The sequence below is a fragment of the Streptomyces sp. NPDC052396 genome, assembly GCF_044593195.1.
Classification (GTDB): domain Bacteria; phylum Actinomycetota; class Actinomycetes; order Streptomycetales; family Streptomycetaceae; genus Streptomyces.
In genome coordinates this window covers 333,876-352,470 of record NZ_JBIUAW010000001.1, presented here as the reverse complement: position 1 = coordinate 352,470, position 18,595 = coordinate 333,876, and the positions used below count along the sequence as shown (strand labels likewise).

Sequence of the window (18,595 nt, the reverse complement as noted above, 5' to 3'; positions counted from 1 at the left end):
CCGCCGCGCAAACGGCTTGGGCTCCCGCTGGCCCGGCTGGTCACCTTCGGCCTGATCGGCCTCACCGGCTTCCTGCCCAACCTCCTCGGCCTCAAGCTGCTGATCTCGGCCGGGATGTACTACCTCCCGGCCGAGATCGTCGCCAACCAGTTCGGCGTGCTGTGGAACTTCCTCCTCACCGAGGTACTGCTCTTCCGCAACCGCCGCGGCCACCGCCACTGGGCGGACCGGGTGCTGCGCTTCACCCTGCTGGCCAATGCCGATCTGCTGCTGCGCATTCCGCTGATCGCCCTCCTGGTCGGTGTGCTGCACATGGGAGTGCTGGCCGCCACCACGCTCGCCCTGTTCACCACCTTTGTGCTGCGCTTTGTGGCCACGGAGGCCCTGGTCTATCTCCCCCGCACCCGCCCCGGGCGCCACCGTCGACGCAGAAGGGATCATTAGTGGCCCTACGCACCACGTTCCTCAGAGCCAGACGCACCAGGGCCGCCGGAGCCCTCCTCCTGGCCACCGGAGCCTCCTTCGGCCTGCTGCTGGCCACTCCCGGCCCGGCCCGGGCCGGCTCCAATCTGGTGGTCAACCCCGGCTTTGAGTCCATGGGTTCGGACTCCCTGCCCACCTGCTGGGAGAAGTCGGGCTGGGGCGACAATGACTTCACGGTCAGCGTCACCGGCCCCGATCAGGCACACAGCGGCAACAAGGCACTCTCCCTCACCATGACCCGCCGGGTGAGCGGCGACCGCAAGGCGATGATGCTGGAGTCCGCCTCCTGCGCCCCCGATGTGACGCCGTCCCGTCAGTACGACCTGTCGCTCTGGTACAAGTCCACCACTCCGGACGCGGCCATCACCGTCTTCCGGCATGACGTCAAGGACGGCTGGCAGTACTGGACCGATCTCAAGTCCCTGACGGCCAGTGAGGGTTACACCCAGGCGTCGGTCCGCACCCCGGTGGTCCCGCCCAACACCGACCAGCTCACCTGGGGCATCTCGCTTTACGGGCCGGGCACCGTGGTCTCCGACGACTACGACATGGAGGACGCCACCCAGCCCGCCACCGGGGTGGTGTGCACCGCGGGAGACGCCTGTACCAAGGGCAGTTGGCAGGTGATGCCGTTCCGCAACCCGGTGCGCAGCATGCACTCGGTGGTCCTGCACAACGGCAAGGTGCTGCTGGTGGCCGGCTCCGGCAACAATCCGGACCTGTTCAAGGCGGGCACCTTCTCCTCCGCCGTCTACGACCCGAGGACCGGCTCGTTCAAGACCATTCCCACCCCGGTGGACATGTTCTGCGGCGGCCATGTCCAGTTGTCCGACGGGCGCGTGCTGATCATGAGCGGCAACAAGTCCTATCCGGCGGCCGACGGCAGCCACGGCTATGAGGGGCTCAGGGACAGCTATCTCTTCGACCCGGACACCGAGTCATACCTCAAGGTCAACGACCTGGACGACGGCCACTGGTATCCCTCCGCGACCATCCTCGGCAATGGTGATGTGATCACCTTCGGCGGCCTCAAGCAGGACTCCACCGGCAATGTGACCGCCCAGAAGTTCTCCGCCGCCCAGCAGAAGTGGCTGCCCGCCAACCAGGTCAACCAGACCTGGTCGTACTGGGGCCTGTACCCCTCGATGATCCTGATGCAGGACGGGCGGCTCTTCTACTCGGGCAGCCATGTGTTCGGCAACGGCACTCCCGGCACCGGCTCCTCCGTCTATGACTACAACGCCAACACCATCACCGATGTCCCCGGTCTCCAGGACAAGGACCACCGCGACCAGTCGATGAGCGTCCTGCTGCCGCCCGCCCAGGACCAGCGGGTGCTGACCATGGGCGGCGGCAATGTCAACTCCAACCCGGAGGCGAGCCGGCTCACCGACCTGATCGACCTCAAGCAGGCCAACCCCCGTTATCTGCCGGGCCCGTTGCTGCCGCAGGGCACCGTGGACATGGGCCAGGGCCCCAGGCCGGAGACCGGCGCCCAGGGCAAGATGTATGTCTCCGCGGTGCTGATGCCGGACGGCAAGGTGCTGGAGACCGGCGGCGGGCTGCACGACCGGGCCGATCCGGTCTATGAGGCGTCCATGTTCAACCCGGCGAGCAACACCTTCCAGCCGGGCATGGCCACCGACCCGATCCCGCGGACGTACCACTCCTCGGCCTTCCTGCTGCCGGACGGCCGGGTGATGGCGGTCGGTGACAACCCCGGCAACGGCACCTTTGACGACCATGTCTCCATCTACACCCCGCCCTATCTCTTCAAGGGGGCCCGGCCGCAGATCACTTCGGTGGCCGGTGACACGTGGCAATACGCCAGCACCCAGCGCATCACGGTGGACCGCCCGGTGGTCAAGGCCGAGCTGATCCGCCCGGCGGCGGTCACCCACTCCTCCGACCCCAACCAGCGCTTTGTCGACCTGCCGATGACGGTGGGCGCCGATGGCACCACCATCGACCTCAATGTCACCAGCAACCCCAATCTGGCGCCGCCCGGCTGGTACATGCTGTTCGCGGTGGACGCCTCCGGGGTGCCCTCGGTCGCCTCCTGGGTCCATCTCGGCGGTCCGGAGGCGCTGGCCTCGCCCATGGTGCACGACTTCGCCCACCGGATGACCCATGACGCCAAGTCGCCCATGAAGCAGCGTGGTTCACAGCCGGTCTCCCCGCAGATCTCCGGCTGCGACCGCCACTACGGCACCGCCGATGTCTGCGTTCCCACCGTCTTCCCGCAGTCGGTGGCCGCCACCACCCAGGCCCGGTGCACCTGGCTGAAGTCCCATGGCTACGGGACCCTGCGGGTCAACGGCACCGCCGACCCGCTCCGGCTGGATCCCCGGCGGACCGGGCGGGCCTGCGCCACCTGACCGCCTGACCGTCTCCGGCCGCCGGGTATGCCCTCTGCCTACTCGGCGGCCGGCTCCTTATCCCCCGGCCAGTTCTCCAGCGCGATATGCAGGGCGTCCACGATCCGCCGCCAGGACTGCTCCGGCGGGCGGGTGTGCCCGAACCCGCCGTCGGCCTCCAGGCTGATAAAGCCATGGAAGGTGCTGCGCAGCAGCCGCACCGCATCGGTGAGATCCGGCTCCGCCAGCCCATAGGCGCGCAGCATGCCGTAGGTGATCTCGGCGGTCCGGGCGAAGGCGGTGGACTCGGCCACCACCGCCGGGTCCATCCGGATCTGGGTCGCGGCGTACCGGCCGGGGTGGGCCAGGGCGTACGCCCGGTAGGCATCGGCGAACGCCACCAGGGCATCCTTGCCCGCCCGGCCCGCGACGGCGGCCCCGATCCGGTCGATCAGCTCACCGCCGGCCAGCAGGGCCAGGCGCACCCGCAGGTCCTGAAGGTTCTTGACGTGGGAGTACAGGCTGGCGTCCTTGACCCCGAAGCCCCGCGCCAGCGCGGAGATGGTGACCTTCTCCAGGCCGACCTCGTCTGCCAGGTCGGCCGCCGCTCTGGTGAGGCGGTCGGCGGAGAGTCCCGCACGTGCCATGATTACCTCGCTTCCTAGACCATTTAATTGTTTGCCTAATTAGTTTAGGCGTGATTGGCTCCGGGACCATGAAGCCCGTGACCGAGAAGGACATCCGTACGTCCTTCATCAACTGCTCCAAGGGCGAGGCCAATCGCCTCGCCCTGCCCCGCGACCTGACCGAACGCCCCTGGGAGGACCTGGACTTCCTGGGCTGGCGCGACCCCGCCGCGCCCAACCGCAGCTATCTGGTCATGGAGCGCGAGGACCGCTTCATCGGCATCGCCCTGCGCTTCCCCGCCCAGCAGCGCGGCTTTCTGCACCGCAGCATGTGCTCGCTGTGCATGACCACCCACCCCGGCAATGGCGTCTCCCTGCTCACCGCCCGCAAGGCGGGCGCATCCGGCCGCGAGGGCAACTCGGCCGGCGCCTATATCTGCACCGACCTGGCCTGCTCGCTCTATCTGCGCGGCCTGAAGACGGTGGACGGCATAGGCGCCCGGCTCCCCGAGTCGCTGACGCTGGAGGAGCAGACGGCGCGGATGATGGGACGGCTGTCGGAGTTCGTCGACAAGCTGTACGCGTGACGGGGCGGAGTGGGCCCACTCCCATCACCCGATCCGGGAACTGCCTTCGCTCGCGGGCACGTTGACCGGATGTGATGATGCTGACGAGCCTGCTGCTGATGACGGTTCTGGTGATTGTCCCCTTCACCGTGGCCTCGGCACGGTACCTCCTGCGGCGCCCCGGCCGCACCGGCCTCGGCCCGGGCGCGGCCGCCACCGAGGAGCTGCACGCCTTCTTCAACGCCAACAAGCGGGTGCAGCAGGAACAGCGCCGGGTTGATCTCCTGCGCCGCGACAACACCGAGGACGGCGCACCGCCCCGGATGGGCATCGACCTCGAAGCGGGCACCGCGCGCATCCGGCGCGGCTGAGCCGTCTCCGCCCTCTGCCATGCTGTGCGCATGCGGTGGAAGACCTATGGCGAGCGCGAGATCTACACCAACCCCTGGGTCAACCTCTGCCTGGTGGACGTCGAACAGCCCGACGGCTACCGCGAGGAACATCATGTGCTGCGGCTGCGCCACCTGGCGGTCGGCGCCGTGGTCAACGACCGCCGCGAGATTCTGATGATGTGGCGGCACCGCTTCATCACCGACGCCTGGGCCTGGGAGCTGCCCATGGGCCTGATCGAGCCCGGCGAGACACCGGGCGAGACAGCCGCCCGTGAGGTCGAGGAGGAGACCGGCTGGCGCCCGGGCCCCATGCGGCCGCTGATCTACGCCGAGCCGGCCAATGGCATCACCGACTCCCAGCACTTTGTCTTCCGCGCGGACGACGCCACCCATATCGGCCCGCCCACCGAGAAGAACGAGTCCGACCGGATCGAGTGGATTCCGCTGGACCGGGTGCGCGGCATGATCGACCGCCGGGAGATCGTCAGCAGTGGGTCGCTGGTGGGGTTGTTGTATGTCCTGCTGGAGGGATGAGTGAGTCGGTGAGCCGCTCGGCGGTCTCCTCCGTCAACGGGGCGTGCCCCAGCAGGAAGCGGTACCAGAAGACCCCATAGATCTGATCCACCATCAGGTCGAGGTCACGGTCTGCGGCCAGCTCGCCACGCTCCTGGCCGCGGGCCAGCACGCCCCGCAGGCTGTCCCGCCGGGCAGCGGTGAACTCCCGCATCAGCTCGGCGAGGTGGGGATCGGCGGCCGCCTCACGGGCCAGCGTGCGCAGGGCCGGGGCGGTGGACGAGTGCTGGGCGCCCGAGAATGTGGCGGCGATCGCCGCGCGCAGATCGGCACGGAGGCTGCCGGTGTCGGGCACCGGCACCGCCTCCCTGGCGCGCCAGGTCAACGCCTCCAGCAGTACCGCGCCCTTGGAGGGCCACCAGCGGTAGATGGTCTGCTTCCCCACCCCGGCCTCCTGGGCGATGGCCGCCACGCCGATGTGCTCGCCCTGCGCGGAGGCGAGCAGCCGCAGCGCGGCGTCCAGGATCGCCTGGCGGACATGCTCATTGCGGCGTCGGCCGGTATGGGGGCGTCGCTCGTCCATGACTCGCTCCTCGATCACTTGCGACTTGATCATAAACCCTTGACGAGACCAATGGTCTCGACAAGACTTCCGGCATGGCTGAGAACGGATCAACGGAACTGAATGGACAGCGAGTTGTCGTCATGGGCGGCAGCTCCGGAGTCGGCGAGGCGACAGCGGCCCTGTTCGCCGCCGACGGCGCCGAGGTGACCATCACCGGGCGCGACCAGGAGCGGCTGGACCAGGCCGCCAAGCGCATCGGCGGCAACATCACGGCGTACCGGATGGACGGCGCCGACCAGACGGACATCGATGGCTTCTTCGCCCGGTCCGGCCCGGTCGACCACCTGGTGCTGGCGCTCAGCGGCGCGGCGGGCAGCGGCCCGTTCGCCCAGCTGGACCTGGCCGATCTGGCCACCGGCTTCAACGCCAAGTTCTGGCCGTATGTGCGCATCCTGCAGGCCGCCCTGCCCCTGCTGCGCAAGGACGGTTCGGTGACCATGGTCAGCGCCGCCTCGGCGCACAGCGCCATACCCGAGACGGCGGGGCTCGCCGCGATCAACGGCGCGCTGGAGTCCATGGTGCCGCCGCTGGCCGCGGAGCTGGCCCCGCTCCGGGTCAACGCGGTGTCCCCGGGGGTCATCGACACCCAGTGGTGGGACCGCGTTCCGGCCGAGCGACGCAAGGCGCTCTTCGACGGGCTGGCCGCCATCACACCGGTGGGCCGGGTCGGCCGGCCCGAGGAGGTGGCACGCGCCATCCGGATGCTCGCCGGGAACGGATTCATCACCGGAGTCGTGCTGGACTGCACCGGCGGCGCCACGCTCCCCATGGGCCGCTGACCTCAGCGGAGCCCACAGACCACCACATCGGCGGTGGCCCCGGCCACCAACGGCACGATGGCCGCCTCCACTTCGGCCCATTCCAGCCCGCCGAGCCCCGCCGCTATCCGTGGCATCGCGATCCGCCGTACGTTGAATCACCCACCACTGACAGCGGCCTCCCGCCGCTCACCCGAGCAGTGCCGCGGCGCACTCCTCCGCCAGCTCCTCGGCATGTGGCGGCAGTGGCTCGTCGGCCCGGAGATGACGGCGGACCAGGGAGAGCGGCAGGTCGACAAGAGCGAGCCTGACTCGCTCGGCGGCCCGGGGACCTGTCGCGCCGAGCGCCTCGGCGAGGGCGGTGACGGCGCCGAGGATGCGGCGATTGCCCTCGGCGGCCCGGGCGGCGTACTCCTCGGACCAGTCGGCGCGGCCGAACTGTTCGGCACCGTAGAGCAGCAGCGCGGCCTCGTCCGGGTGCGCCCGGCACCAGGCGACAACATGCCGGGCGGCCGCCCGGCCTGCCCGGCGGGGGTCGCTCTCGGTGGCGAGAACGGCGTAGTAGCCCTCCTGGAAGCGTTCGACCGTCCGCAGCCACACCTCGGCCAGCAGCGCCGTCCGGCTCGGAAAGCGGTGGTAGACCGAGCCGCTCGGGGCGCCGGTCTCCTTGGCCACGGCGGACATGGTCACCCCGAGGGGGCCGGCCGTGGCGGCCAGCCGTACGGCGGCGTCGAGGAGGAGCGGGGTATCGAAGCGGGCTGGCCTAGGCATGTAATGGAGAGTACTCTCTACAGAGTTAGAGAGCACTCTCCATAACGAGGGAGCGAGTGCGTCCCATGAGCGTCTTTAATGTGCACGAGCGCGTCCTGATGGCCGATGCGGGCCGGGTCGGCGCGCTGATCGACACCCTGGGCAGCCACGAGGACCTGCTGTGGCCACACCGCGACTGGCCGCCGATGACCTTCGACCGGCCGCTGTCACCCGGCGCCATGGGCAACCACGGCCCGGTGCGCTACACCGTCACCGCATATGTCCCCGCCACCTGGGTGCGCTTCACCTTCCGCGCGCCGCACGGCTTCGGCGGATTCCACGAGTTCACCGCGCTTCCGCTGGACGAGGAGCGGACGGTGCTACGCCATACCCTCGCCATGAACGTCCGGCGCACGGCCCGCCTCACCTGGCCACTCGCCTGGCGGCCACTGCATGACGCCTGCCTGGAGGACAGCCTCGACCGGGCAGAGCTGGCCTGCACAGGGGCAGTTGAGCGGCCGGCACGGCGGAGTCCGTACACACGGCTGCTGCGGGGTCTCGTCCATGGCCTGAGCTGAGCGGGGGGGGCGCCGGTTGAACGGGGGTACCGGCGCCTCCCGTCCACTGGTCAGCCGGCCGGGGGGGCCTTCGCGCTGACCTAAGCTGTGCGCTCGTGTCCGCGAGTACCACCAAGGACGGCACCAAGCCGTCCGCCATCACCCGCCTGATAGTGGATGGCGCGACCCAACTCGGTGTCGTTCCCGCCAAGTACGCCCATCTGCTGGGCCTGGCCCCCGAGCATCTGCATGACGACCTCTACCGGACGCCCGCCTCCTCGGCGATCCACATCCTGGAACTGCTGACCGTCAACGCCCCCTGGGCCGAGGTGGCTCAGCTCCTGGCCCGGCGCTCCCGGCTGGGCGTCCTCGGGATCTGGGACTATCTGCTCACCTGTGCTCCCACCCCGCTGGCGGGGATCCGGGATGCCGCGACCCACCTGGCCGCCGTGACCGATGCCGGCCGAGGCCGTCGAAGTGGTGGAGGACGGACAACAGGTGACCATCCGTCGGATGATGGCGGCCGACGCCTCTTATGAGGTCGCGTCCGCCGCTCACTCCTTCGCCCTGGGCCTCTACCAGCGGCGGCTCAGTGAGGCCACCCGCCGGCCGCTGGTCCCGGTCCGCGTCAGCCTGTCCGCCGAGGCGCCGCGGCGGCATGACGCCCTGGTCGAGTTGTACGGCACCCGGTTTATCGACTTCGGGGCGCCGGTCAGCTCGATCACCTTCCTCGCCGCCGACCTGAACACCCCGTCGGATTATGCGCAGCCCGGCCTGTCCGAGGTGCTGCGACGCCATGCCGAGCAGGCCATCGACGAATCCATCCCCTTGCGCGGCTGGCTGGACGCCTTCCGGGTCGCGCTCACGGCCGCCGAGGCGGACGGCACTCCATCCCTGTCCTCGGTGGCCCAGCGGCTGGCGGTCGGTCCGCGCACCCTCCAGCGCCGCCTGGAGGAACACGGCACCACCTGGACGGAACAGCTCGAGACGGTACGCCGGGAGCAGATCACCGACCTGCTCCGGAACACGGAGCTGAGCATCGAGTCCATCGCCGCCCGGACCGGTTACGCCAACGCACGCGCCCTGCGGCGGGCGGTCCAGCGCTGGTACGGCAAGCCCCCGGGGGCCATGCGGAAGGCCCTCGGGGCGCCGGACTGACGGGCGCTCAGCCCCACCGCCCCGTCCGCCCCAGCAGCAGCGCGGCCGCCGCCGTGCCTGCCGTGGAGGTGCGCAGCACGCTCGGGCCCAGGCGGTACGGCTTGGCGCCGGCCTCCTCGAAGGCGGTCAACTCCTCGGGGGAGACGCCGCCTTCGGGGCCGACGATCAGCACGATGTCGCCGGTCTCGGGGAGGGGGGCGGTGGCCAGCGGGGTGCTGCCCTCCTCATGGAGGACGGCGGCGAAGGCGGCGGAGGAGAGCAGGGGGAGCAACTGTCCGGTGGTGGCCAGGTCGGCCACCGCGGGGAAGCGGAGGCGGCGGGACTGCTTGCCCGCCTCGCGGGCGGTGGAACGCCACTTGGTGAGGGACTTCTGGCCGCGGTCGCCCTTCCACTGGGTGACACAACGGGAGGCCGCCCAGGGGACGATGGCATCCACCCCGGTCTCGGTCATGGTTTCCACGGCGAGTTCACCGCGGTCGCCCTTGGGCAGGGCCTGGACGACGGTGATGCGCGGCTGGGGCTCCGGCTCGGAGCGGATGGAGGTGACCGCGACATCGAGCCGGTCCTTGCCCTCGACCGCGGCGACGGTACCGAAGGCGCCGGTGCCGGCGCCGTCCGTCAGCACGATCTCCTCGCCGACGCGCAGCCGGCGGACCGAGACCGCGTGGCGGCCCTCGGGGCCGTCCAGGGGGAAGACCGTGCCGGGGAACACACCTGTGAGGGAGTTCTCTTCGACCAGGAAGACCGGGGCTGTCATGATTCGCTCCCTCGGGTGGGGTGGTGCAACGACGCACGGGCGGCGTCGAGTTCGGCGGCCAGGACCGCCACCAGGCGGGCCGCCGGAAGTTCCCGGGCCAGCCGGTGGCCCTGTCCCGCCCACAGGCTGAGGCCCTGTGGGTCACCCGCGGCGGCGGCTGCCCTGCGCAACGGGGCGGTGAGGTAGTGGAGTTGGGGGTACGCGGCCGGGGCGTGGCGGCCGTGCTCCCGCATAAAACGGTTCAGCAGCCCGCGGGCCGGGCGTCCGGAGAAGACCCGGGTCAGTTCGGTGCGGGTGAACAGGGGGTCGGTCAGGGCCGCCTTGTGCAGGGGGTGCGCGCCGGACTCGGGGCAGGGCAGGAAGGCGGTGCCCAGCTGGGCGGCGACGGCGCCGGCGGCCAGCACGGCCGCTATCTGAGCGCCCCGCATCAGCCCGCCGGCCGCGAGAACAGGCAGGTCCACGGCTTCCAGGACCTCGGTGAGCAGGGCCAGCAGCCCGGAGCCGGCCTGGTCCGCACCGGGGTCGTCATGGTGGGTGCCCTGGTGGCCGCCGGCCTCCACGCCCTGGACGCACACCGCGTCCGCGCCCGCCGCCCGCGCGGCCCGCGCCTCGTCGGCCGAGGTCACGGTCACCACGGTGAACGAGCCGGCCGCGGCCAGGGCGGCAGTGGTCTCGGCGGCCGGGCAGCCGAAGGTGAAGGAGACCACCGGCACCGGGTCCTGGAGCAGGATGGCCAGCTTGGCCTGGTAGGCATCGTCGGCGGGCCGGTGCCGGTCGCCCAGCGGGGTCCGGTACCGGGCGGACTCGCCCGCCAGTCGCTCCGCGTAGACCTCCACCGCGGCCGGGTCGGCGGCGGGCGGCTGCGGCATAAAGAGATTGACGCCAAAGGGCCGGGAGGTGGCGGCGCGCAGCTGCTTGATCTCCTCGTACATGGCGGCCGGGGTCCGGTAGCCGGCGGCCAGGAAGCCCAGCCCCCCGGCATCGGAGACGGCCGCGGCCAGGGCCGGGCAGGAGGCGCCGCCCGCCATCGGGGCCTGCACGATCGGGTGCCGGAGCAGGCCGGTCAGCGCGGCCGCCCGCCGGGGGTCAGAAGCCATGGCCACATCGTGGCACGGGTGACGCCGGGTGCCGAATCGGGCAACCGGGGTACGGGCCGGCGCTGCGGCCCGTACCACCGTTCAGCAGGCGAACAGCGGGTCGGCTAGCGGCCGTTGAACGCGTCCTTCAGCCGGGAGAACAGCCCTTGCTGCCCCGGCTTGAACTCGCCCAGCGGACGCTCCTCGCCCCTCATCTTGGCCAGCTGGCGCAGCAGTTCCTCCTGCTGCGGGTCCAGCTTGGTGGGCGTGGTCACCTCGACATGCACGATCAGGTCACCCCGGCCGCCGCCGCGCAGATGCGTCACACCGCGCTGGTGCAGCGGGATGGACTGGCCGGACTGGGTGCCCGGGCGGATGTCGATCTCCTCGACGCCGTCCAGGGTTTCCAGCGGCACCTTGGTGCCCAGCGCGGCCGCGGTCATCGGGATGGTGACCGTGCAGTGCAGGTCGTCGCCGCGGCGCTGGAAGACCGGGTGCTTCGTCTCGTGGATCTCCACATAGAGGTCGCCGGCCGGGCCACCGCCGGGGCCGACCTCGCCCTCGCCGGCCAGCTGGATGCGGTTGCCGTTGTCCACACCGGCCGGGATCTTCACGGTCAGGGTGCGGCGGGAGCGCACCCGGCCGTCGCCCGCGCACTCCGGGCAGGGGGTGGGGACCACGGTGCCGAAGCCCTGGCACTGGGGGCAGGGCCGGGAGGTCATGACCTGGCCCAGGAAGGAGCGGGTGACCTGGGAGACCTCGCCACGGCCCCGGCACATGTCACAGGTCTGCGCGGAGGTGCCGGGGGCGGCACCCTCACCGCTGCACGTGGTGCAGACCACGGCGGTGTCGACCTGGATCTCCTTGGTGGTGCCGAAGGCGGCCTCGTCCAGGGTGACCTCGATCCGGATCATGGCGTCCTGGCCGCGGCGGGTGCGCGAGCGGGGCCCGCGCTGGGCCGCCTGGCCGAAGAAGGCATCCATGATGTCGGAGAAGTTGCCGAAGCCCGCGCCGCCGAAGCCGGCTCCCGCACCGCCGCCGGAGGCGGACAGCGGGTCGCCGCCGAGGTCGTAGACCTGCTTCTTCTGCGGGTCGGAGAGCACCTCGTAGGCGGCGTTGATCTCCTTGAACCGCTCCTGCGTCTTGGGGTCCGGGTTCACATCCGGGTGCAGCTCGCGCGCGAGACGGCGGAAGGCCTTCTTGATCTCGTCCTGCGAGGCATCACGCCGTACGCCCAGGACCGCGTAGTAGTCCGTGGCCACTTACGACTCCGCCAGGATCTGTCCGACGTAACGTGCCACTGCGCGTACCGCTCCCATCGTTCCGGGGTAATCCATGCGGGTCGGTCCGACCACGCCGAGTTTGGCGACGGCCTCGCCGCCCGAACCGTAGCCGACCGCGACGACCGATGTGGAGTTCAGCCCCTCGTGGTCGTTCTCATGACCGATGCGCACCGTCATCCGGGAGTCGGTGGCCTCGCCGAGCAGCTTCAACAGCACCACCTGCTCCTCCAGCGCCTCCAGCACCGGCCGGATGGTCAGTGAGAAGTCATGGCCGAAGCGGGTGAGATTGGCGGTGCCGCCGATGACCAGCCGCTCCTCGGTCTCCTCCACCAGCGTCTCCAGGAGCGTGGACAGGACCGTAGAAACGGTTCCGCGATCATCCGGCTCAAAGGACTCGGGGAGGTCCTGCACCAGGAGCGGCACCTCGGTGAAGCGCCGGCCCACCACCCGGCTGTTGAGCCGGGCACGCAGGTCCGCCAGGGTGGTCTCGCCGACCGGGGCCGGACAGTCGACCATGCGCTGCTCGACCCGGCCGGTGTCGGTGATCAGCACCAGCATCACCCGGGCCGGGGCCAGCGCGAGCAGTTCCACATGGCGGACGGTGGAGCGGGTCAGCGACGGATACTGCACCACCGCGACCTGCCGGGTCAGCTGCGCCAGCAGCCGCACCGTACGTCCCACCACGTCGTCGAGGTCGACCGCGCCGTCCAGGAAGCTCTGGATGGCCCGGCGCTCGGCGCCGGTCAGCGGCTTGACGCCGGCCAGCTTGTCGACGAACAGCCGGTAGCCCTTGTCGGTGGGGATGCGGCCCGCGCTGGTGTGCGGCTGAGCGATAAAGCCCTCGTCCTCCAGGGCGGCCATGTCATTGCGCACCGTGGCCGGGGAGACCCCCAGCCGGTGCCGCTCGGTCAGCGCCTTGGAGCCAACCGGCTCCTCGGTGCCCACATAGTCCTGGACGATGGCGCGCAGTACCTCGAGCCTGCGTTCGCTCAGCATCTCGCGCACCTCCAGTCCAGCGACCTGCAGCCGTCTTACGGGTCTTGCCGGGGCTCCTTGCCTTGGCACTCAATGGTCACGAGTGCCAGAACCCTTCCGCAAGTGTACGGCCGGGCACCACGGCCACGGCAAGGGCCGCCCATTGTGACGTGGGCTCCGGGCGGGCAACCGTACCGCGACACCACTAGGTTCCTGCCATGGAAACCAGTGGGGAAGAACCCCAGGAGCAGCGCGCGGGGGCGCGCTGGGAGCAGCTGGCGCCAGGCGTCGTGCGCCGCAGGATGCCTGGCTGGGACGCCACCGTCGGGGCCATCGCGGGTGAGGCCGGGGTGCTGGTGGTGGACACCGGGTCCACCCTGCGCGAGGGGGCGGAGATCCGCGAAGAGGTGACGGCGCTGTTCGCGCTGCCCGTGACGCATATCGCACTCACCCACTCGCATTTCGATCACGTCCTGGGCACGGCGGCCTTTCCCGGGGCGCAGGTGTATGGGGCGGTGGGGCTGGCCGAGTTGCTGCGGCACTCGCCCGGCGAGCTGCGGGAGGACGCCACGCGTCATGGAGTGCCCGCCGGTGAGGCGGCCGAGGCGGTGGCGGCGCTGGTGGCCCCCCGGCACCCGGTCTCCGGCGAACTGACCGTGGACCTGGGCGGCGGGCGGCGAGTGCTGCTGGCCAACGTCGGGCCCGGGCACTCGCCGCATGACCTGGCGGTGCTGGTGCCCGGTACTCCCGAGGTGGTGTTCTGCGGCGATCTGGTGGAGGAGTCCGGCGAGCCCCAGGCCGGGAGGGACGCGCTGCCGCATGCCTGGCCCGCGGCGCTGGACCGGCTGCTGGCGCTGGGCGGCGAGGAGGCGGTGTATGTCCCGGGGCATGGCGCGGTGGTTGATGCCCGGTTTGTCCGTGAGCAGCGCAATGCGCTGGCGCTGCGCTTCGGCGTGTCGCCTTTGTAGCGGGCCCGCTTTTCCTATCGTCTCCGGGTGCGCAGCAGACAGTACGGCCCCGATCTGACCCCGCCGTGGAAGCGGAGCGCTCCGGTTCCGGAAGTGCCCGCCGAGGTGGACCTGGTGGTGGAGGAGGTCTCAACGGGCTTCTGCGGCGCGGTGATCCGCTGCGAGAAGACCGCTCAGGGCCCGACCGTCACCCTGGAGGACCGGTTTGGCAAGCACCGGGTCTTCCCCATGGAGCCGCGCGGCTTCCTGCTGGAGGGCCGCGTCGTCACCCTGGTACGTCCCCAGGGACCGGCCGCCACCGCTCCCCGGCGCACCGCCTCCGGCTCGATCGCGGTGCCGGGAGCGCGAGCCCGGGTGGCCCGGGCCGGCCGCATCTATGTGGAGGGCCGGCACGACGCGGAGCTGGTGGAGCGGGTCTGGGGGGACGACCTGCGGATCGAGGGCGTGGTGGTGGAGTACCTGGAGGGCATCGACGACCTCCCCGCCATCGTCCGCTCCTTCGCCCCGGGGCCGGACGCGCGGCTGGGCGTGCTGGTGGACCACCTGGTGCCGGGATCGAAGGAGTCACGGATCGCGGCGGAGGTGACGGGCGAGCATGTGCTGGTGGTGGGCCACCCGTTCATCGATGTGTGGGAGGCCGTGAAGCCGTCCTCGCTGGGGATCGCGGGGTGGCCGCGCGTACCGCGTGGACAGGACTGGAAGACGGGGGTCTGCCGGGCGCTGGCCTGGCCGGCGAACACGGGGGCCGCCTGGCAGCGGATTCTGGGGGCGGTGTCCTCTTACAAGGACCTGGAGCCGGAACTCCTCGGGCGGGTCGAGGAGTTGATTGATTTTGTGACGGCGGGGGATCAGTAGAGGGGTTTGCCGGGAATGGTCCGGAACTCGGAGGTGTCCAGGGCCAGTTCCAGAGCCTCGATCTGCACGGGGTCGCCGAACTTGCTGACATGCTGATTCGCATAGTCGGCGTCCTCGCCGGCTCCGACCGGCTCGGTCAGCAGCATGCAGGTGGCGGCAAACGGATCCACGATCAGATAAGCGGGCACCCGCCCTGCCGCGTAAACCGAACGCTTGACGCGATAGTCCCGAGTGGCGCTCGTCTTGGATACAACCTCCAGCAAGAAACTGATGACCTCGGCAGGTACCAAGCCCGGGCCGTCAAACGCCTCCCGCTCAACGACTACGAGGTCGGGTACCGGCTCGCTCGCCTCGCCCGGGATGGCGATGTCCTGCGTTTGCTTCCGCTGCCAGCGACTGAACGGAATCTGCTCCGCGATGCGTTCCACGATGTCGTTGTGCACCCAGTCGGGCGCCGCCATCATCACGATTTCCCCCCGCAGCAGCTCCGCCCGGTAGCCCTCGGGAACCTCCAGGTTCGCGAAGAACTCCGAGACGTCGGACGTCAGCCGGTCATCCACAGCGGTCATCTCCGTGGTCCTCCACATCCGCCGCTCGTGTTTGGCAGCAGCCTATGGACAAGGTAGGCAGGCACTCAGCGTATGCGCAGCAGTTCACTCGAACAGGTAATCAGTCCACCAGATCCCTGACCACCGCATCCGCCAGCAACCGCCCCCGCAGCGTCAGCACCGCGCGCCCGGCCGCGTAGGGCTCGGGCTGGAGCAGACCATCCGCCAAGGCCCGCTCGGCGGCCGCCGCACCGGCCGGCCGCAGCAGCGACAGCGGGCAGCCGTCGATCAGCCGCAGCTCCAGCAGGATCCGCTCCACCCGGCGGTCCTCCTCCGGCAGCACCTCGCGGCCCGCGCCCGGGGAGCGGCCCTCGGTCAGGGCCTGGGCGTAGGCGCCGGGGTGCTTGACGTTCCACCAGCGCACTCCGCCGACATGGGAGTGCGCCCCGGGACCCGCGCCCCACCAGTCGGCGCCGCGCCAGTAGAGCTCGTTGTGGCGGCAGCGGGCCTCCGGCGTGGTGGCCCAGTTGGAGACCTCGTACCAGTGGAAGCCGGCCGCGGTCAGCCGTTCCTCGGCGATCAGATAGCGGTCGGCGTGGACATCGTCGTCGGTCATCGGGACCTCGCCGCGCCGGATGCGGCGGGCCAGCTGGGTGCCCTCCTCGACGATCAGGGCGTAGGCCGAGACATGGTCCGGGCCGGCGCCCAGGGCGGCGTCCAGCGAGGCGCGCCAGTCGTCGTCGCTCTCGCCGGGGGTGCCGTAGATCAGGTCCAGGTTGATGTGCTCGAAGCCGGCCGCGCGGGCCTCGGCGACGCATGCCTCCGGGCGGCCGGGGGTGTGGGTGCGGTCCAGGATCTTCAGTACATGCTGCCGGGCGCTCTGCATCCCGAAGGAGATCCGGTTGAAGCCGGCGTCCCTCAGCTCGGCCAGATAGCGCGGATCGACGGACTCCGGGTTGGCCTCCGTGGTGACCTCGGCGCCGGGGGCCAGGCCGAACTCCTCGCGGATCGCGGCCAGCATCCGGCCGAGGTCGGCGGCGGGCAGCAGGGTGGGGGTGCCGCCGCCGATGAAGACCGTCTCCACCGGGCGCGGATCCTCGCCGAGGACCTTGCGCGCCAGACGGACCTCCTCGGCGAGGGTGTCGGCGTAGTTCTCCCGGGAGGCCAGCGCCCCGCCGGAACCGCGCAGCTCACTGGCGGTGTAGGTGTTGAAGTCGCAGTAGCCGCAGCGGGTGGCGCAGTAGGGCACATGCAGGTAGAAGCCGAGCGGCCGCTGCCCGGAGCCGGCCAGGGCGTGCGGGGGCAGCGCCCCGTCCTCGGGCATGGGCTCACCATCGGGCAGTACGGAAGGCATGCCCCCCATTGTCCGGCATCGGCGCCGAAGCCGGACCCCGGTGCCGCTATGCCTCCCGGGTGCCCTCGTACATGGCCTCGATCAGGTCCTTGTACTCGCGCTCCACCACCGGCCGCTTGAGCTTGAGGCTGGGGGTGAGCTCCCCGTGCTCCACATCCAGGTCACGCGGCAGCAGCCGGAACTTCTTGATCGTCTGCCAGCGCTGGAGCCCCTCGTTGAGCCGCCGCACATAGCCGTCGATCAGCTCCACGGTGCGCGGGTCGGCCACCACCTCGGCGTACTCCTTGCCCTCCAGCCCGTGTTCGGCGGCCCATTTGAGGATGGCGGGCTCGTCCAGGGCGATCAGGGCGGTGCAGTAGTTGCGGTCCGCGCCGTGCACCAGGATGTTGGAGACAAAGGGACAGATGCCCTTGAAGCCGCCCTCGATCTCGGCGGGCGAGATGTACTTGCCGCCGGAGGTCTTGATCAGGTCCTTCTTGCGGTCGGTGATACGCAGGAAGCCGTCGGGGGACAGCTCGCCGATGTCACCGGTGTGGAACCAGCCGTCCGGCTCCAGGACCTCGGCGGTGCGCTCGGGCTGGCCGTGGTAGCCGGCCATCACGCCGGGGCTGCGCAGCAGGATCTCCCCGTCGTCCGCGATCCGCACCTCGGTGCCGGGCAGCGGCTTGCCCACCGTGCCGGTGCGGTATGCCTCGCCGGGGTTGACGAAGTTGGCGGCGCTGGTCTCGGTGAGGCCATAGCCCTCCAGGATGTGGATCCCGGCGCCGGAGAAGAAGTAGCCGATCTCGGGGGCGAGCGCGGAGGCGCCGGAGACGCAGGCGCGCAGTCGGCCGCCGAACGCCTCCCGGATCTTGCCGTAGACCAGGACGTCGGCGGCCTTGTGCTTGAGGGCCAGCTTGAGGGGCACCGAACGGCTGCCGGTACGGCGGTAGTTGTCCTGGGCCGTCCTGGCGTACTCGCGGGCGATATCGGCCGCCCACCGGAAGATCCGGTACTTGGCCGCGCCGCCCTCGCGTGCCTTGGCCGCGACGCCGTTGTAGACCTTCTCGAAGATACGGGGCACCGCGGCCATATAAGTGGGCCGCACCACCGCCAGGTTCTCCACGATCTTGTCCACCCGCCCGTCCACGGCGGTGACATGGCCGATGCTGATGTGCCCGGTGGTGAGCACCTTGCCGAAGACATGGGCCAATGGCAGCCAGAGGTACTGGACATCGTCGGCGCGCACCAGCTCGGTCGCCGCTATGGCGCGGGACATATACGCCCAGGAGTCGTGCAGCAGCCGGACTCCCTTGGGGCGCCCGGTGGTTCCCGAGGTGTAGATCAGCGTGGCGAGCTGGTCGGAGCGCAGCGCGCGCACCCGGTCGCGGACCACCTCGGGGGTCTTCTCCAGGCGCTCGGCGCCGCGCTGTTCCAGGTCGGCCAGGGAGATCACCCAGCCCTCGGGGTCGCCCTCGGCGGCCTGGGCGTCGGCCGCGTCGATCACCACCACATGGGCCAGCGCGGGGAGTTCCGCCCGGCGCTCACGGGCCTTGGCCAGCTGGGCGGCGTTCTCGGCGATCAGCACCCGGCTCTCGGAGTCGGCCAGGACGAACGCGGTCTCATCGGCGTTGGTGCTGGGGTAGACGGGGGTGGTGGCGGCGCCGGAGCACATGATGCCGAGGTCGGCGAGGATCCAGTCCAGCCGGGTGCCGGAGGCCAGGGCGACCCGCTGTTCGGGCTCGACGCCCAGGTCGACCAGGCCGGCCGCGATGGCGAACACCCGCTGGGCCGCCTCCCGCCAGGTCAGCGAGGCCCAGTCATCGGGACCCTGACCGGAGGCGGGCGGCACGGGATAGCGGTACGCCTCCGCGTCCGGTGTCGCCTCCACCCGCTCGAGAAAGAGGGTCGCCACGGAGGGCGGCCGGCTCTCGATCAAGGTCTGCGTCTCGCTCACGGCATCCTCCGGGGCCCGCCTCGTTGCTGGTGACTCGCGAGTAACCTTCCAAGCAGTG

Annotated in this window: 20 protein-coding genes and 1 pseudogene; 11 read left to right on the top strand and 10 right to left on the bottom strand. The window is 70.7% G+C overall.

What is annotated here, in order from left to right:
* Nucleotides 1-12: 12 nt before the first annotated feature.
* Both ACIHFE_RS01665 and ACIHFE_RS01660 read left to right on the top strand, forming a co-directional pair.
* Nucleotides 13-444, top strand: a pseudogene (locus tag ACIHFE_RS01665) (GtrA family protein); the annotation flags it as partial.
* Entirely contained in the window at nucleotides 444-2,861 is a 2,418-nt protein-coding gene (locus tag ACIHFE_RS01660; RefSeq protein WP_400103443.1) for a galactose oxidase-like domain-containing protein, read from the top strand. The pseudogene ACIHFE_RS01665 and the gene ACIHFE_RS01660, both read left to right, overlap by 1 nt.
* A gap of 38 nt (nucleotides 2,862-2,899) precedes the next feature.
* Here ACIHFE_RS01660 and ACIHFE_RS01655 read toward each other — a convergent pair whose 3' ends face one another.
* Nucleotides 2,900-3,487 (bottom strand): TetR/AcrR family transcriptional regulator, encoded by a 588-nt coding sequence (locus ACIHFE_RS01655; RefSeq protein ID WP_400103440.1) that lies wholly within the window; start codon nucleotides 3,485-3,487, stop codon nucleotides 2,900-2,902.
* A 68-nt stretch (nucleotides 3,488-3,555) separates the two neighbouring features.
* Here ACIHFE_RS01655 and ACIHFE_RS01650 point away from each other — a divergent pair, with 68 nt between their 5' ends.
* From ACIHFE_RS01650 to ACIHFE_RS01640, 3 genes are all read left to right on the top strand, one after another.
* Nucleotides 3,556-4,053 (top strand): FBP domain-containing protein, encoded by a 498-nt coding sequence (locus ACIHFE_RS01650; RefSeq protein WP_400103438.1) that lies wholly within the window; start codon nucleotides 3,556-3,558, stop codon nucleotides 4,051-4,053.
* Nucleotides 4,054-4,127: 74 nt separating this feature from the next.
* Nucleotides 4,128-4,403, top strand: a complete 276-nt coding sequence (locus ACIHFE_RS01645) for a DUF6191 domain-containing protein (protein ID WP_400104388.1) — start codon at nucleotides 4,128-4,130, stop codon at nucleotides 4,401-4,403.
* 30 nt (nucleotides 4,404-4,433) lie between these two features.
* Nucleotides 4,434-4,958: an NUDIX hydrolase gene (locus tag ACIHFE_RS01640; RefSeq protein WP_400103436.1), complete on the top strand. Its 525-nt coding sequence runs from the start codon at nucleotides 4,434-4,436 to the stop codon at nucleotides 4,956-4,958.
* On the opposite strand, the gene ACIHFE_RS01635 is transcribed toward ACIHFE_RS01640, so the two are convergent.
* Complete coding sequence (locus ACIHFE_RS01635; RefSeq protein WP_400103434.1) at nucleotides 4,909-5,520, bottom strand: TetR/AcrR family transcriptional regulator; 612 nt, start codon at nucleotides 5,518-5,520, stop codon at nucleotides 4,909-4,911. The two genes, ACIHFE_RS01640 and ACIHFE_RS01635, sit on opposite strands and share 50 nt — an antisense overlap.
* A gap of 74 nt (nucleotides 5,521-5,594) precedes the next feature.
* Between ACIHFE_RS01635 and ACIHFE_RS01630 the strand changes: the two genes are divergently transcribed.
* Nucleotides 5,595-6,341, top strand: a complete 747-nt coding sequence (locus ACIHFE_RS01630) for an SDR family oxidoreductase (protein WP_400103432.1) — start codon at nucleotides 5,595-5,597, stop codon at nucleotides 6,339-6,341.
* A gap of 168 nt (nucleotides 6,342-6,509) precedes the next feature.
* Here the strand turns inward: ACIHFE_RS01630 and ACIHFE_RS01625 are convergent, their stop codons facing one another.
* On the bottom strand, nucleotides 6,510-7,091 hold the full coding sequence (locus ACIHFE_RS01625; protein ID WP_400103431.1) for a TetR/AcrR family transcriptional regulator: 582 nt from the start codon (nucleotides 7,089-7,091) through the stop codon (nucleotides 6,510-6,512).
* Between the two features lie 65 nt (nucleotides 7,092-7,156).
* On the opposite strand from ACIHFE_RS01625, the gene ACIHFE_RS01620 reads away from it, so the two are divergent.
* The 3 genes from ACIHFE_RS01620 to ACIHFE_RS01610 all read left to right on the top strand — a co-directional run bounded on the left by ACIHFE_RS01620 (nucleotide 7,157) and on the right by ACIHFE_RS01610 (nucleotide 8,785).
* Nucleotides 7,157-7,648: an SRPBCC family protein gene (locus ACIHFE_RS01620; protein ID WP_400103429.1), complete on the top strand. Its 492-nt coding sequence runs from the start codon at nucleotides 7,157-7,159 to the stop codon at nucleotides 7,646-7,648.
* A gap of 95 nt (nucleotides 7,649-7,743) precedes the next feature.
* Nucleotides 7,744-8,166 (top strand): hypothetical protein, encoded by a 423-nt coding sequence (locus tag ACIHFE_RS01615; RefSeq protein ID WP_400103427.1) that lies wholly within the window; start codon nucleotides 7,744-7,746, stop codon nucleotides 8,164-8,166.
* Entirely contained in the window at nucleotides 8,126-8,785 is a 660-nt protein-coding gene (locus ACIHFE_RS01610) for a helix-turn-helix domain-containing protein (protein ID WP_400103426.1), read from the top strand. Before ACIHFE_RS01615 ends, ACIHFE_RS01610 begins: the two co-directional genes overlap by 41 nt.
* Before the next feature lie 7 nt (nucleotides 8,786-8,792).
* Here the strand turns inward: ACIHFE_RS01610 and ACIHFE_RS01605 are convergent, their stop codons facing one another.
* The 4 genes from ACIHFE_RS01605 to hrcA form a co-directional block, all read right to left on the bottom strand.
* Nucleotides 8,793-9,542: a 16S rRNA (uracil(1498)-N(3))-methyltransferase gene (locus ACIHFE_RS01605; RefSeq protein ID WP_400103424.1), complete on the bottom strand. Its 750-nt coding sequence runs from the start codon at nucleotides 9,540-9,542 to the stop codon at nucleotides 8,793-8,795.
* Entirely contained in the window at nucleotides 9,539-10,639 is a 1,101-nt protein-coding gene (locus ACIHFE_RS01600; RefSeq protein WP_400103422.1) for a nitronate monooxygenase, read from the bottom strand. The genes ACIHFE_RS01605 and ACIHFE_RS01600 overlap by 4 nt, the downstream gene beginning before the upstream one ends.
* A 104-nt stretch (nucleotides 10,640-10,743) precedes the next feature.
* Entirely contained in the window at nucleotides 10,744-11,880 is a 1,137-nt protein-coding gene (gene dnaJ, locus ACIHFE_RS01595) for a molecular chaperone DnaJ (RefSeq protein WP_400103420.1), read from the bottom strand.
* On the bottom strand, nucleotides 11,881-12,897 hold the full coding sequence (gene hrcA / locus ACIHFE_RS01590) for a heat-inducible transcriptional repressor HrcA (RefSeq protein WP_400103418.1): 1,017 nt from the start codon (nucleotides 12,895-12,897) through the stop codon (nucleotides 11,881-11,883).
* A 197-nt stretch (nucleotides 12,898-13,094) separates the two neighbouring features.
* Here hrcA and ACIHFE_RS01585 point away from each other — a divergent pair, with 197 nt between their 5' ends.
* A complete protein-coding gene (locus ACIHFE_RS01585) occupies nucleotides 13,095-13,844 on the top strand; it encodes an MBL fold metallo-hydrolase (RefSeq protein ID WP_400103416.1) in 750 nt (249 codons plus the stop codon).
* A gap of 27 nt (nucleotides 13,845-13,871) precedes the next feature.
* On the top strand, nucleotides 13,872-14,699 hold the full coding sequence (locus tag ACIHFE_RS01580) for a DUF3097 domain-containing protein (RefSeq protein ID WP_400103414.1): 828 nt from the start codon (nucleotides 13,872-13,874) through the stop codon (nucleotides 14,697-14,699).
* Here ACIHFE_RS01580 and ACIHFE_RS01575 read toward each other — a convergent pair.
* The 3 genes from ACIHFE_RS01575 to ACIHFE_RS01565 all read right to left on the bottom strand — a co-directional run bounded on the left by ACIHFE_RS01575 (nucleotide 14,693) and on the right by ACIHFE_RS01565 (nucleotide 18,537).
* Nucleotides 14,693-15,268, bottom strand: a complete 576-nt coding sequence (locus tag ACIHFE_RS01575; RefSeq protein WP_400103412.1) for a Uma2 family endonuclease — start codon at nucleotides 15,266-15,268, stop codon at nucleotides 14,693-14,695. The genes ACIHFE_RS01580 and ACIHFE_RS01575 overlap by 7 nt on opposite strands.
* A gap of 100 nt (nucleotides 15,269-15,368) precedes the next feature.
* Nucleotides 15,369-16,601 carry a radical SAM family heme chaperone HemW gene (hemW, locus tag ACIHFE_RS01570; protein WP_400103410.1) on the bottom strand — a complete coding sequence of 411 codons (1,233 nt, stop codon included), beginning with the start codon at nucleotides 16,599-16,601 and terminating at the stop codon, nucleotides 15,369-15,371.
* Between the two features lie 46 nt (nucleotides 16,602-16,647).
* Nucleotides 16,648-18,537 (bottom strand): AMP-dependent synthetase/ligase, encoded by a 1,890-nt coding sequence (locus tag ACIHFE_RS01565; protein ID WP_400103408.1) that lies wholly within the window; start codon nucleotides 18,535-18,537, stop codon nucleotides 16,648-16,650.
* Nucleotides 18,538-18,595 lie beyond the last annotated feature (58 nt).